Raw genomic sequence first — 14,106 nt, forward strand, 5'->3', positions numbered from 1 at the left:
AGTGGGTTATGCAAGTTAAGCGTTTTTTCGCCGCCGATATGCGTCAGGCCATGAAGCTGGTTCGCGATGAGCTGGGGGCCGAGGCCGCCATCATCGGCAACCGACGGATTGCTGGCGGTGTCGAGCTGACGGCTGCGCTGGACTACAAGCTGTCCGCCCTGGCGCCGCGGGTGCCGAATGTCGAGCTTGAGGACGAGTTGCGCAAGACCCAGTCGCGCATCGTCACCGCCCAGGCCGAACTGAGCAGTCGCAGCGAGAGCGAAGACGCCAACCGCCAGCTGTTTGCCGGCCTGCCGCTGACCGCCTCCGAGCCGTTGATCGACCCGCAGGTCGAAGCGCCGGTGGTGCCTGCTGCGCCGGCGGCTGCCCCGATCGATCCACGCCTGTTCGACTCGATGCGTTCGGAGTTGTCGGGCCTGCGCGAACTGCTTGAAGTGCAGCTCGGCTCGCTGGCCTGGAGCCAGTTGCAGGGCAACAAGCCACAGCAGGCCAACCTCTGGCGTCGCTTGCAGCGCATTGGCCTGTCCGGCCCGATTGCCCGTGAACTGCTCGAGCTGACCACCGAAATCGAAGAGCCGCGCCACGCCTGGCGCATGCTCCTGGCGCATCTTGCACGCATGATTGAAGTGCCGGAAATCGAACCTATCGAAGAAGGCGGTGTCATTGCCATGGTCGGTCCGGCCGGCATGGGCAAAACTACCACCCTGGCCAAGCTCGCGGCGCGCTATGTGCTCAAGTACGGCGCGCAGAACCTGGCCCTGGTGAGCATGGACAGCTTTCGCATCGGTGCCCAGGAGCAGCTCAAGACCCTGGGGCGGATTCTCAACGTCTCGGTCACTCACGTCGACCCGGGCCAGTCGTTGGCCCAGGCCCTCGACCCGCTGCTGCGCAAGCGCGTGGTGTTGATCGATACCGCCGGCCTGCAGGCCAGCGACCCGGCGCTGCGCATGCAGCTTGAAACCCTTGCCGGACGCGGGATTCAGGCCAAGAATTACCTGGTGCTGGCAACCACCAGCCAAAAGCAGGTGCTCACCGCCGCCTACCACAGCTACAAGCGCTGCGGCCTGGCCGGTTGCATCCTGACCAAGCTAGATGAAACCGCCAGCCTCGGCGAAGTATTGAGCCTGGCGATCAGTCACGAATTGCCGGTGGCCTATCTTACCGATGGCCCGCGCATTCCTGACGACCTGCACCTGCCGCGCCGGCACCAGTTGGTCAGCCGTGCCGTGAGTGTGCAGGTGCAGGACGAGCCCAGCGAAGAGGCCATGGCCGACATGTTCGCTGATCTCTACCACAGCTCCGGCAAACGCGTGGGCTGAGGTGAATATGAATACGTTGCAAAGTACCTACATCAATGGTCTGCCAGGCATTTTTCAGGTGTTGAAAGCGCAGCCCAGTCATGTGGCCTCGGTCTAAGTAAGACAAGGTAAAGAACAAACATGGGTAGCATGCATCCCGTACAGGTGATCGCCGTGACCGGCGGCAAAGGTGGCGTCGGCAAGACTAATGTGTCAGTGAACCTGTCATTGGCGCTGGCTGAGCTTGGCCGTCGGGTCATGCTGCTGGACGCCGACCTGGGGCTGGCCAACGTTGACGTGCTGTTGGGCCTGACGCCCAAACGCACCCTGGCCGATGTCATCGAAGGCCGTTGCGAGCTGCGCGATGTGCTGCTGCAAGGCCCCGGCGGTGTGCGCATCGTGCCGGCGGCTTCGGGTACGCAGAGCATGGTGCACCTGGCCCCGGCCCAGCACGCCGGCCTGATCCAGGCCTTCAGCGAGATCGGCGACAACCTCGATGTACTGGTGATCGATACCGCTGCGGGTATCGGTGACTCGGTAGTCAGTTTTGTCCGCGCCGCCCAGGAAGTACTGCTGGTGGTGTGCGACGAACCTACCTCGATCACCGACGCCTATGCGCTGATCAAGCTGCTCAACCGCGATTACGGCATGAACCGCTTCCGTGTCCTGGCGAACATGGCCCAGAGCCCGCAGGAAGGGCGCAACCTGTTCGCCAAGTTGACCAAGGTCACTGATCGCTTCCTCGATGTCGCCCTACAATACGTCGGTGCGGTGCCTTACGACGAATGCGTGCGCAAGGCGGTGCAGAAGCAGCGAGCGGTCTATGAAGCCTTTCCGCGTTCCAAGTGCGCGCTGGCGTTCAAGGCCATTGCCCAGAAAGTCGATAGCTGGCCGCTGCCTGCCAACCCACGGGGGCACCTGGAGTTCTTCGTCGAGCGTCTGGTGCAACCGACGAGTGCGGGTCCGGTGCTATGAACGCCAGCGGTTATCGGATGTACAGCAAGGCTTCGCGTGATGCCCAGTATGAGTTGATCGAACGTTACGCGCCGTTGGTCAAGCGTATCGCCTACCACCTGCTGGCACGGTTGCCGGCCAGTGTGCAGGTCGAGGACCTGATCCAGGCCGGGATGATCGGCCTGCTCGAAGTCGCCAACAAGTATGACGCGAGCAAGGGGGCCAGTTTCGAGACCTACGCCGGCATCCGTATTCGCGGGGCCATGCTTGATGAAGTGCGCAAGGGCGACTGGGCGCCACGTTCGGTACACCGCAATACCCGCATGGTCAGTGACGCGATTCGTGCAATTGAAGCAAAAACCGGCCGCGACGCTAAAGATCACGAAGTTGCTGCCGAACTTCAATTGAGTCTCGATGATTATTACGGGATTTTGAATGACACCCTGGGCAGCCGCCTGTTCAGTTTCGACGACCTGTTGCAGGACGGCGAACATGAAGGCCTGCACGAGGACGGTGCCAGTGCCCAGCTCGAGCCTTCGCGCGATCTGGAGGACGAGCGTTTTCAGGCAGCCTTGGCCGATGCAATCGCCAACCTGCCGGAGCGTGAGCGTCTGGTCCTGGCGCTGTACTACGACGAAGAACTCAACCTCAAGGAGATCGGTGAGGTCCTGGGGGTGAGTGAGTCGCGTGTCAGCCAGTTGCACAGCCAGTGCGCGGCACGTTTGCGTGGCCGCCTGGGGGAATGGCGGGCGCGTTGAACACCGGTTCGATGCAGTCGTGAAATGTAGTGCCGAATTGATTGAATGCGCGTTCCGCGCTGAACGCGTTAAAGACTGCTTGGAGGTCTAATTGAACAAAGACATGAAAATCCTCATCGTGGACGACTTTTCGACGATGCGGCGGATCATCAAGAACCTGTTGCGTGACCTGGGCTTTACCAACACCCAGGAAGCCGACGACGGCAACACTGCGCTGCCGATGCTTGAAAGCGGCCATTTCGACTTTCTGGTGACCGACTGGAACATGCCTGGCATGTCCGGTATCGATTTGCTGCGCAAGGTGCGTGCCGACGAGCGCCTGAAGCACCTGCCGGTGCTGATGGTGACTGCCGAAGCCAAGCGCGAGCAGATCATCGAAGCCGCCCAGGCCGGGGTCAACGGCTATGTGGTCAAGCCATTTACCGCCCAGGTGCTGAAAGAAAAGATCGAAAAGATCTTCGAGCGCGTCAATAGCTGAGGTACGCCACGGGGGCGCTATGGAGCAAACACAATCATCCTTGGGCGAGTTTGAGTCGACACTCAAGAAACACGCCAAGGAACTGGTCGACAGCCTGGAACGAGGCAAGTTCGGCGATGCGGTGCAACTGATCCATCAGCTGAACCAGACCCGTGACCTAGGCCTGTACCAGGAAGTCGGCAAACTCACCCGCGAGCTGCACAGCGCGATCGTCAGCTTCCAGATCGACCCGCACATGCCGCAGGCCGAGGAAGTGTCGCAGATCACCGATGCGACCGAACGGCTGTCCTACGTGGTCAAGCTGACCGAGGGCGCGGCCAACCGCACCATGGACCTGGTCGAAGCCAGCACGCCGGTACTCAACGAACTGAGCGACGAGGCCAAGGCGCTGAGCGTCGACTGGCAGCGCTTCATGCGCCGCGAAGTGGCGGCACCGGAGTTCCGTGAGCTGGCCAAACGCGTCGACAGTTTCCTGACGCGTAGCGAGGAGGGCAGCCGCAAGGTCGCCGGGCACCTCAATGACATCCTTCTGGCTCAGGACTATCAAGACCTGACCGGCCAGGTGATCAAGCGCGTCACGACGCTGGTCACCGAAGTAGAAAGCAATCTGCTCAAGCTCGTGCTGATGGCAAGCCAGGTCGACCGTTTTGCCGGTATCGAACATGACCACCAGCAGCTGCGCGCTGAAAAAGATCAAGAAAAACATCCGACTCGGGGTGAAGGTCCGCAGATTCATGCCGATAAGCGTGAAGACGTCGTGTCCGGTCAGGACGATGTCGACGATCTGCTGTCCAGTCTGGGTTTTTAGGGAGCACGTTTAATGAGCTTCGGCGCCGATGAAGAAATCCTTCAGGATTTCCTGGTAGAAGCCGGCGAAATTCTTGAGCAACTGTCCGAGCAACTGGTCGAGCTGGAAAGCCGTCCGGATGATGCCGACCTGCTCAATGCGATCTTTCGCGGTTTTCACACTGTAAAAGGGGGCGCCGGCTTCCTCCAGCTCAACGAGCTGGTGGAGTGCTGCCATATCGCCGAGAACGTGTTCGACATCCTGCGCAAGGGTGCCCGGCGCGTTGACGCCGAACTGATGGACGTGGTCCTGGAAGCCCTGGACACGGTCAACAGCATGTTCGGCCAGGTGCGCGAACGCACCGATATCACACCTGCCACCCCCGAGCTGCTGGCGGCGCTGTCGCGCCTGGCCGAGCCTGCCGGGGAAGACGAAGTGGCGGCACCTGCGGCTGAACCCGAGGTGGTTGAAGCGCCAGCGGCCGAGGCCGAGGCGGATATCACCGACACCGAATTCGAACAGCTGCTCGACTCGCTCAACGCGGTCAAGGCCGAAGCCGAGGCCCAGGTGGCCGAACCTGGCAGTGACGAAATCAGCGACGCCGAGTTCGAATCGCTGCTTGACCAGTTGCACGGCAAGGGCCAGTTCGCCGCCGACAACCTCGGTGCCGGCGCGCCAGCACCCGCCGCAGCACCTGCTGGCAGCGACGCCAGTGGCGATATCACCGATGACGAATTCGAAGCGCTGCTCGATCAGTTGCACGGCAAGGGTACCTTTGCCGTCGATGCACTGCCGGGCGCCGCTGCCGCCCCTGCGCCTGCCGCCGCGCCTGCCGCGGACGGCGAGCACATCTCCGAGCACGAGTTCGAAGCGCTGCTCGATGAGTTGCACGGCAAGGGCAAGTTCGCCCCGGATGCCGTAGCCGCTGCTGCACCTGCCGCCACCGCAGCGCCAGCCAAGGCTGCGGCCAAGCCTGCGCCGGCAGCGGTCGCCAAGGCTGCTGCGCCAGCCCCGGCTGCCAAAGCGGCTGCACCGGCACCTGCGCCTGCACCTGCACGCCAGGCCGCACCGGCTGCCGAGAAGCATCCAGCCAGCGAAACCGAGACCACCGTTCGGGTCGATACCGCGCGGCTCGACGAGATCATGAACATGGTCGGCGAGCTGGTGCTGGTGCGTAACCGCCTGGTGCGCCTGGGCCTGAACAGCGGCGATGAGGCCATGTCCAAGGCTGTGTCGAACCTCGACGTGGTCACCGCCGACCTGCAGACCGCGGTGATGAAGACCCGCATGCAGCCGATCAAGAAGGTCTTCGGGCGCTTCCCGCGCCTGGTTCGCGACCTGGCCCGGCAGCTGAAGAAAGAGATCAACCTGGAGCTGGTCGGTGAAGAGACCGACCTCGACAAAAACCTTGTCGAGGCCCTGGCCGACCCGCTGGTGCACTTGGTGCGCAACGCCGTCGACCATGGTGTCGAGACCCCGGAAGAGCGCGAAGCCGCTGGCAAGTCCCGTGGCGGCAAGGTGGTGCTCTCGGCCGAACAGGAAGGCGATCACATCCTGCTGTCGATCTCCGATGACGGCAAGGGCATGGACGCCGACGTGCTGCGCGCCATCGCGGTCAAGCGCGGGGTGATGGACAAGGACGCCGCCGACCGCCTGAGCGAGACCGAGTGCTACAACCTGATCTTCGCCCCGGGCTTCTCGACCAAGACCGAGATCTCCGACGTGTCCGGGCGTGGCGTGGGCATGGACGTGGTGAAAACCAAGATTTCCCAGCTCAACGGCTCGATCAACATCTACTCGACCAAGGGCCTGGGTTCGAAGATCGTCATCAAGGTGCCGCTGACCCTGGCGATCATGCCAACGCTGATGGTCATGCTCGGCAACCAGGCGTTCGCTTTCCCGCTGGTCAACGTCAACGAGATCTTCCACCTCGACCTGTCGCGCACCAACGTGGTCGACGGCCAGGAAGTGGTGATCGTGCGCGACAAGGCCTTGCCGCTGTTCTACCTCAAGCGCTGGCTGGTCAGTTCGGCCGCTCATGAAGAGCAGCGCGAGGGCCATGTGGTGATCCTTTCGGTGGGCACGCAGCGTATCGGCTTCGTCGTCGATCAGCTGGTGGGCCAGGAAGAAGTGGTCATCAAGCCGCTGGGCAAGATGCTCCAGGGCACCCCGGGCATGTCGGGCGCCACCATTACCGGTGACGGGCGCATTGCGCTGATCCTCGACGTTCCGAGCATGCTCAAGCGTTACGCCGCCCGGCGTATTTGATTCTGGTGGCGCGGCGCATATGCCGCGCCCCCTAATGGAGTGTTTATGGCAGTCAAGGTCCTGGTGGTGGATGATTCCGGTTTCTTCCGCCGCCGTGTCTCGGAAATTCTTTCAGCGGACCCGACTATCCAGGTCGTCGGTACCGCGACCAACGGCAAGGAAGCGATCGACCAGGCGCTGTCGCTCAAGCCCGACGTCATCACCATGGACTATGAAATGCCCATGATGGATGGCATCACCGCTGTGCGTCACATCATGCAGCGTTGCCCGACCCCGGTGTTGATGTTCTCCTCGCTGACCCATGAGGGCGCCCGCGTTACCCTTGACGCCCTGGATGCCGGTGCGGTCGATTACCTGCCGAAAAACTTCGAAGACATCTCGCGCAACCCCGAGAAGGTCAAGCAACTGCTGTGTGAAAAGGTTCATACCATTTCCCGCAGCAACCGTCGTTTCAGCGCCTACGCCAGCCCCGCGCCAGCCCCGGCACCGAGCCCCCAGCCGAGCGTCAGCAGCCTGGGCAGCACGCCTGCGCCACGCGCCGCAGCCCCGGCACGTGCCAGCGCAGCGGCGGCCAGTGCGTCGCCAGCGCCCAAGCGCAAGCCGTACAAGCTGGTGGCCATTGGCACCTCCACCGGCGGCCCGGTGGCCCTGCAGCGGGTTCTGACCCAGCTGCCGGCCAATTTCCCGGCGCCGATCGTATTGATCCAGCACATGCCGGCGGCCTTCACCAAGGCCTTCGCCGAACGCCTCGACAAGCTGTGCAAGATCAGCGTCAAGGAAGCCGAGGACGGCGACATCCTGCGCCCGGGCCTGGCCCTGCTGGCCCCGGGTGGCAAGCAGATGATGGTCGATGGTCGCGGCACGGTGAAGATCCTGCCGGGCGATGAGCGCCTGAACTACAAGCCGTGCGTGGACATCACCTTTGGCTCGGCGGCCAAGTCCTACGGCGACAAGGTGCTGTCGGTGGTGCTCACCGGCATGGGCGCCGATGGCCGCGAAGGCGCGCGCCTGCTCAAGCAGGGCGGCAGCACGGTGTGGGCCCAGGATGAAGCCAGCTGCGTGATCTATGGCATGCCCATGGCCATCGTCAAAGCCAACCTGGCAGACGCGGTGTACAGCCTGGACGAGATCGGCAAGCACTTGGTCGAGGCCTGCGTCTGATGGATGTCTTGAGCCTAATCGGGATCATCCTGGCATTTGTCGCCATCGTTGGTGGCAACTACCTCGAAGGCGGTCACCTGTCGGCGCTGCTCAACGGTCCGGCGGCGTTGATCGTGCTTGGCGGCACGCTGGCGGCAGCCTTGCTGCAATCGCCGATGAGTGCCTTCAAGCGTGCGCTGCAGATTGTGCGCTGGATTATCTTTCCGCCACGGGTCGACCTGGCCGGCGGCATCGACCGGGTGGTCAACTGGTCGCTGACCGCGCGCAAGGAAGGCCTGCTGGGCCTTGAAGGGGTGGCCGATGCCGAGCCGGACCCGTACGCGCGCAAAGGTTTGCAGTTGCTGGTCGATGGCGCTGAACCCGAGGCCATCCGCAGCATCCTCGAGGTCGACTTCTACACCCAGGAAAGCCGCGATGTGCAGGCTGCCAAGGTGTTCGAAAGCATGGGCGGCTATGCGCCGACCATCGGTATCATCGGTGCGGTGATGGGCTTGATCCACGTGATGGGCAACCTCGCTGACCCGGCGCAGTTGGGCAATGGCATTGCCGTGGCTTTCGTCGCCACCATTTATGGTGTCGCCAGTGCCAACCTGATCCTGCTGCCGATCGCCAACAAGCTCAAGGCCCTGGCCCTGCGCCAGTCGCGCTACCGGGAAATGCTCCTGGAAGGTTTGCTGTCGATCGCCGAAGGCGAGAACCCGCGCTCGATCGAGCTGAAGCTTCAGGGCTTCATGGAGTAACACATGGCGCGCCGTCGACAACCCGAAGAGCATGAAAACCACGAACGCTGGCTGGTGTCCTATGCCGACTTCATCACCTTGCTGTTCGCCTTCTTCGTGGTCATGTATTCGATTTCCTCGATCAACGAGGGCAAGTACAAGGTCATTTCCCAGGCCTTGATCGGCGTGTTCAACGACCCCGAGCGAAGCATGAAGCCGATTCCCATCGGCGACGAGCGCCCGCTCAGCGTCAAACCGGCCGAGCCGTTGATCAAGGACAGCGAGCAGGTCGATGCGGGCCTGGCGCAGACCAGCAGCGACCCCCTCAAGACCATCACCGATGATGTGCGCGACGCCTTCGGCGACCTGATCAAATCCGACCAGATGACCGTGCGCGGCAACGAGCTGTGGGTCGAGATCGAACTCAATTCCTCGCTGCTGTTCGGCAGCGGCGACGCCATGCCCAGCGATGTGGCGTTCAACATCATCGAGAAGGTGGCGAGAATCCTCAAGCCGTTCGCCAACCCGGTGCATGTCGAAGGCTTTACCGATGACCTGCCGATTCGTACCGCGCAGTACCCGACCAACTGGGAGCTGTCGTCGGCGCGGGCGGCGAGTATCGTCCGTCTGCTGGCCATGGAAGGGGTGAACCCGGCGCGCATGGCCTCGGTCGGCTATGGCGAGTTCCAGCCGATTGCCGCCAACGACTCCGCCGAAGGCCGCGCGCGTAACCGACGGGTGGTGCTGGTGATCTCGCGCAACCTGGAGGTTCGCCGCAGCCTGACCGGTACTGGCAGCGCCAATGCCACCCCGGATGCGGCCATGAAGCGGGCTGGCACACAAACTGCACCGGCAGCGGTAGCACCGACGGTGGGCGACAATCGCGTCAATTCCCCGTCACCGACCCTATAACCGATCCCGGCAGGGCAGGCTGCCGTACCGGGAGGAAGCAACGCAATGAGAGTCTGGGCAGTAGCCAATCAAAAAGGTGGAGTCGGCAAGACCACCACGTCCATCGCCCTGGCCGGCCTGCTGGCCGAGGCGGGCAAGCGCGTGGTTGTCGTCGACCTCGACCCGCACGGGTCGATGACCAGCTATTTCGGGCATAACCCCGATGCGCTGGAGCACAGCTGCTACGACCTGTTCCTGCACAAGGGCACGGTGCCCGAAGGCTTGCCCGGGCAATTGCTGCTGCCGACCAGTGACGAGAAGATCTCGCTGTTGCCGTCGAGCACCGCCCTGGCCGTGCTCGAGCGTCAGTCGCCGGGCCAGAGTGGCCTGGGCCTGGTGATCGCCAAGTCTCTGGCGCAGCTGTGGCAGGATTTCGACTACGCCATCATCGACAGCCCGCCATTGCTCGGCGTGCTGATGGTCAACGCCCTGGCGGCCAGCCAGCAACTGGTGATCCCGGTGCAGACCGAGTACCTGGCGGTCAAGGGCCTGGAGCGCATGGTCAGCACCCTGGCGATGGTCAACCGCTCGCGCAAGCAGGCCTTGCCCTATCACATCGTGCCGACCCTGTTCGACCGCCGCACCCAGGCCTCCATGGGCACCTTGCGGGTGCTGCGCGACGCCTACCCCGAACATATCTGGCAGGGCTACATCCCGGTCGACACGCGCCTGCGTGATGCCAGCCGGGCCGGGCAGACGCCGTCGCAATTCGACGGCAAAAGCCGCGGCGTGGTGGCCTACCGTGCGTTGCTCAAGCACCTGCTGACGCAGAACCTTGCCTTGCAGGTGGCCTGATGAATCGCCCTCAACAGCTTGCCAGCCGGCCACAACTGGCCTTGCAGAGCTACCTCGATGGCTTGCTGCAGGAGGCCACCGAAGAACTCGACGAGGTGCTGCCGGTATCGGTCGAGCCGGACGAATTCCAGGCGGCGGTACGTGAAGAGCAGGCCCGTGATGCCCAGGTTGCGGCCCAGGCGGCGGTGACGCCTGCGCCACGGCCATTTGCCGAACCGCCGCGGCCGGTGTTGCCGCTGACCTTGCCGCCGGTGGTCGAGCCGGTAGTCGAGCCCGTAGTCGAAGCGCCCCAGCCGCTGGCCGAGGTTGCCCAGCTTGCGCCGGTCGAGCCGCTGGTGGACGTGCACCTGCCGCCAGCCCCCAATCAACCGGTACCGCCGGCCACTATCGACGGCCGTCCGGCCTGGGCCGCCGAGCCGTTCGAATGCCTGTTGTTCGACGTCGCGGGGCTGACCCTGGCGGTACCGCTGGTGTGCCTGGGCTCGATCTACTCGCTGGCGGGCCACGAATTGACACCGTTGTTCGGCCAGCCGGACTGGTTCCTCGGCATCCTGCCCAGCCAGAGTGGCAACCTCAAGGTCCTGGACACCGCCCGCTGGGTCATGCCCGACCGTTATCGGGATGACTTTCGCCAGGGCCTGCAGTACGTGATTTCGGTTCAGGGCTACGAATGGGGGCTGGCGGTGCATCAGGTCAGCCGCTCGTTGCGCCTGGACCCCAACGAGATCAAATGGCGCAGCCAGCGCGGCCAGCGGCCATGGCTGGCCGGTACCGTAATCGAACACATGTGCGCGCTGCTCGACGTCGCCGAACTGGCCGAGTTGATCGCCAGTGGCGCAGTCAAGCAGCTGCACGACAACCATAAATAATCGGCCGCATCTGCCGCGACCGCACTGAGCACACCGCCGATGGCGGATTTTGAGGGATAGGGGAATGAAAAAATCGTCTGCACAAGGTTCCGAAGATCCGATCCTGCAGTGGGTGACCTTCAAACTGGACAACGAGTCCTACGGCATCAACGTGATGCAGGTGCAGGAAGTCCTGCGCTACACCGAGATCGCCCCGGTCCCGGGGGCCCCGAGCTACGTGCTGGGCATCATCAACCTGCGCGGTAACGTGGTTACCGTGATCGACACCCGCCAGCGCTTCGGCCTGCTGTCCAGCGAGATCACCGACAACACCCGTATCGTCATCATCGAGGCCGACAAGCAAGTGGTCGGCATCCTGGTCGACAGCGTTGCCGAAGTGGTTTACCTGCGTCAGTCGGAAATCGAGACCGCACCGAATGTCGGCAACGAGGAATCGGCCAAGTTCATCCAGGGCGTGTGCAACAAGAACAACGAACTGCTGATCCTGGTCGAGCTGGACAAGATGATGACCGAGGAAGAGTGGTCCGAGCTGGAGAACATCTGAGTTGATCCTTGAGGTTGCAGTCATATTTCTGGCGCTGCTGTGGGCGGTCAGCCTGTGGTTCTTCCTGAACTACAGCAAGCGCCAGCGTGAGCTGGCCGCGCAACAGGCCCAGGGCGATGCCGTGCGCGACCAGCGCATCAAGGACCTGGGCAAACGCCTGGACGACTACCAGAACGGCAGCGTGCGCATGGGCGAAGCCTTGCACGAGCTGCGGGCGGTGGTTGCCCCCTTGCCGGACAAGCTCCTGCAACTGGAGCAGCGTGACCCCAACAGCCTGTCGTTCGCGCAAGCGGCGCGGCTGGTGGGCATGGGTGCCAGCGTCGATGAACTGACCCAGTCCTGTGGCTTGACCCAGGCTGAGGCGGAGTTGATGAGCAAGTTGCACCGCAGCTGAGGGTTGCAGTGAATTGATCGCGGGGCAAGCCCGCTCCTACGGTACGTGTAGGAGCGGGCTTGACCCGCGATGCTTTTCAGGGCCCCGGCAATCTCAGGTCGGTAGGGGTGATATCGCGCTCCTGCGGGCCCTCGTCAACAAAGCCCACCGGCACCTTGCCCTTGAGCTGCCAGGCGAAGGCGATGATTTCGGCAATGGTCAGGTACAGGGCCTCGGGAATCTGGTCGCCTAGCTCCATGCGCGCTAACAGGCGCACCAGTTCGGCGTTCTCGTAGATCGGTACTTCGTGCTCGCGGGCAATCGCCAGGATTGCCTCGGCCAGCTCGTCGTCGCCCTTGGCACTGAGGGTCGGGGCCTGCTGGCCGTCATAGGTCAGGGCAATGGCCTGGCGTGGGCTTTTATCAATCATGCTTGTTCATCCACCCAGCGTTGTTCCAGGTGCGTGCGTGGTCCTTGGGGCGGTGTGCCGTGATGGCACTGCAGTTCGCCGACGTTCAGGCCGCGCGCCAGCAGACGCTCGCGCAAGTGGCCGAGCTGGCTTTCGATCAGCTGCGCGGTGCTCGGCAGTTCGGCCCACAGCTGGCTGGACAGGCTGCCTTGGCTGATTTGCGCCTGCACTTGCAGTGGCCCCAGCGGATGCAGGTCGAAAGACAGCTCGATGCGCCAGAGCATCTCCAGCGGGTCGCGGCGCTCGCGTTCCGGGTCGCTTTGCTGCTCCGGGGTTTCTTCGCGCTGCAGTTTCATTTGCAGGGGCATGAAGTCCTGGCCGGTGCGCAGCGGGATTTCCAGTTGCCAGGTGGTCTGCAGGTTGCCATCGGCGGTGGTGCCGGTCTGTTCCAGGCTTGCCAACTGATGGCTTTGCAGGCGCGAGATGGTTGCAGCGGCCAGGCGCAGCAAATGCTCAAGGTCACCTTCACCGTCCTGGCTCTGCAGCAAGCGCGAGGGCAGGGGAAAGCCACCGGGATGTGGCCGCGGGCTGACCTGGCCGAGCATGCCCAGGGCATTGCGGACCATGCCGGGCATCACCTGGGCCAGGGTGCTGGCGGCAGCGCCCGGGTTGAACGTGGCGTTGCCGGGCAGCCCCGGCAACAGTTGCGCCACCAGGCGCACCACCTGGGCCTTGAGGTCGGGGGCAAGCGCGGCTGGCAGCCCGGCCAGCAGCTTGGCCTCAAGAAACACGCCGCTGTTGTTCAAGGCCTGTGCCAGGCCCTTGGGGTCGCTGAGCTGGCGCACATCCGGCAGGCTGGCCAATAGTTTGTCTACCGTGGCGCGCAGTTCGTTGGGCTGGCTGTTGTCGCGTGGCAGCTGTTGCAGGGTATTGAGCAAACCCTGCAGGGACGCTTGGCGACTTTGCTGGGTGCTTAGCTGCTGGCTGATCGCTAGTTGCTCCTGGCGCCCGCTGAGCGGTACGAAGCTCAGTGATTGATCACTCTGCACCCGAGCGCTGAGCAAGCTGCCTACTGGCAATGGGCGCGGGCTGTCGATGGCCAGGGTAGCGCCGGCCTGGGGGCCGCCGAGCAGGGTTACCAGCGAGCGGAACTGCGCCAGTTGGCCGGCGTTCTGCGGCAGTGCCTGGCTTGTCAGCACCTTGCCTTGCAGCAGGGAGCCCACCGGCAGTTCGCGGGTGTCGATGCGGGTCAGGGTGGCCACGTTGCTGGCAATGGCCTGCTGCACGCTGATGGTCAGGTTGGCGCTGCTGCTCTGGCTCACCGTCAGCTGGCTGCCCTGGGCCAGGGGCAGGGTGCTGCTGGCCTGGACGTTGGTCTGCTTGCCGTTGTCCAGGGTGAGCTTGAGCAGCATCTGGAAGTCCTGACCGACCTGGCGCAGGGTCAGCACTTCGGCCTTGGCGGTTTCGCCCGGGGCCAGCAGCGCCTGTTGCGGCTGCAGCAGGCGCAACAGTTCGGCGGTCATTGCCGCGCGTAGCGGCGGGTTGGCCGGGATCAGTGCAGCTAGGTTATTGATTTCGCCTGTCATCCGCTCGCAACCTGTTGAAATAGCCCTCTTTACAGTAGGACATCACATGTATAATGCCGCCCGATCTTTGGCGATCAGCGCGGCCGGGCCACATCGTCGTTGCCAGTATAACGGCAAGGCCGGGACCGACTTGAGACAGGCATCCCAAGCATAAGG

At 63.4% G+C, this 14,106-nt stretch carries 15 protein-coding genes; 13 read left to right on the forward strand and 2 right to left on the reverse strand.

Annotated elements, in window-relative coordinates; all coding sequences use genetic code 11:
• Positions 1-8: 8 nt before the first annotated feature.
• The 13 genes from flhF to KHO53_RS18230 all read left to right on the forward strand — a co-directional run bounded on the left by flhF (position 9) and on the right by KHO53_RS18230 (position 11,976).
• Entirely contained in the window at positions 9-1,319 is a 1,311-nt protein-coding gene (gene flhF, locus KHO53_RS18170) for a flagellar biosynthesis GTPase FlhF (RefSeq protein ID WP_036994326.1), read from the forward strand.
• Positions 1,320-1,439: 120 nt separating this feature from the next.
• On the forward strand, positions 1,440-2,273 hold the full coding sequence (fleN, locus tag KHO53_RS18175) for a flagellar synthesis regulator FleN (protein WP_016393812.1): 834 nt from the start codon (positions 1,440-1,442) through the stop codon (positions 2,271-2,273).
• On the forward strand, positions 2,270-3,010 hold the full coding sequence (gene fliA / locus KHO53_RS18180; protein ID WP_010225024.1) for an RNA polymerase sigma factor FliA: 741 nt from the start codon (positions 2,270-2,272) through the stop codon (positions 3,008-3,010). Before fleN ends, fliA begins: the two co-directional genes overlap by 4 nt.
• A 103-nt stretch (positions 3,011-3,113) precedes the next feature.
• The gene (locus KHO53_RS18185; protein ID WP_036990294.1) at positions 3,114-3,488 is read left to right on the forward strand and encodes a chemotaxis response regulator CheY; all 375 of its coding nucleotides are present in this window, start codon (positions 3,114-3,116) and stop codon (positions 3,486-3,488) included.
• Between the two features lie 19 nt (positions 3,489-3,507).
• Positions 3,508-4,296 carry a protein phosphatase CheZ gene (locus KHO53_RS18190; RefSeq protein WP_010225027.1) on the forward strand — a complete coding sequence of 263 codons (789 nt, stop codon included), beginning with the start codon at positions 3,508-3,510 and terminating at the stop codon, positions 4,294-4,296.
• A 12-nt stretch (positions 4,297-4,308) separates the two neighbouring features.
• Positions 4,309-6,543 carry a chemotaxis protein CheA gene (locus KHO53_RS18195; RefSeq protein WP_036994329.1) on the forward strand — a complete coding sequence of 745 codons (2,235 nt, stop codon included), beginning with the start codon at positions 4,309-4,311 and terminating at the stop codon, positions 6,541-6,543.
• Positions 6,544-6,588: 45 nt separating this feature from the next.
• Positions 6,589-7,704, forward strand: coding sequence for a protein-glutamate methylesterase/protein-glutamine glutaminase (locus KHO53_RS18200; protein WP_036994331.1), 1,116 nt, complete (start codon positions 6,589-6,591; stop codon positions 7,702-7,704).
• Entirely contained in the window at positions 7,704-8,444 is a 741-nt protein-coding gene (locus tag KHO53_RS18205) for a flagellar motor protein (protein ID WP_213570579.1), read from the forward strand. Before KHO53_RS18200 ends, KHO53_RS18205 begins: the two co-directional genes overlap by 1 nt.
• A gap of 3 nt (positions 8,445-8,447) precedes the next feature.
• Entirely contained in the window at positions 8,448-9,335 is an 888-nt protein-coding gene (motD, locus tag KHO53_RS18210; protein WP_213570580.1) for a flagellar motor protein MotD, read from the forward strand.
• 45 nt (positions 9,336-9,380) lie between these two features.
• Complete coding sequence (locus tag KHO53_RS18215; protein WP_010225035.1) at positions 9,381-10,169, forward strand: ParA family protein; 789 nt, start codon at positions 9,381-9,383, stop codon at positions 10,167-10,169.
• Positions 10,169-11,038 (forward strand): CheW domain-containing protein, encoded by an 870-nt coding sequence (locus KHO53_RS18220; RefSeq protein WP_159388279.1) that lies wholly within the window; start codon positions 10,169-10,171, stop codon positions 11,036-11,038. Before KHO53_RS18215 ends, KHO53_RS18220 begins: the two co-directional genes overlap by 1 nt.
• A gap of 64 nt (positions 11,039-11,102) precedes the next feature.
• On the forward strand, positions 11,103-11,582 hold the full coding sequence (locus KHO53_RS18225) for a chemotaxis protein CheW (protein WP_010225041.1): 480 nt from the start codon (positions 11,103-11,105) through the stop codon (positions 11,580-11,582).
• Position 11,583: 1 nt separating this feature from the next.
• The gene (locus KHO53_RS18230) at positions 11,584-11,976 is read left to right on the forward strand and encodes a DUF2802 domain-containing protein (RefSeq protein ID WP_010225042.1); all 393 of its coding nucleotides are present in this window, start codon (positions 11,584-11,586) and stop codon (positions 11,974-11,976) included.
• A gap of 76 nt (positions 11,977-12,052) precedes the next feature.
• Here KHO53_RS18230 and KHO53_RS18235 read toward each other — a convergent pair whose 3' ends face one another.
• Positions 12,053-12,385, reverse strand: coding sequence for an EscU/YscU/HrcU family type III secretion system export apparatus switch protein (locus KHO53_RS18235; protein WP_010225044.1), 333 nt, complete (start codon positions 12,383-12,385; stop codon positions 12,053-12,055).
• Positions 12,382-13,950, reverse strand: a complete 1,569-nt coding sequence (gene fliK, locus KHO53_RS18240; protein WP_036994336.1) for a flagellar hook-length control protein FliK — start codon at positions 13,948-13,950, stop codon at positions 12,382-12,384. Before fliK ends, KHO53_RS18235 begins: the two co-directional genes overlap by 4 nt.
• Positions 13,951-14,106 lie beyond the last annotated feature (156 nt).

Origin of the sequence: Pseudomonas sp. RC2C2 (assembly GCF_018390435.1) — a bacterium.
Lineage (GTDB): Bacteria > Pseudomonadota > Gammaproteobacteria > Pseudomonadales > Pseudomonadaceae > Aquipseudomonas > Aquipseudomonas donghuensis.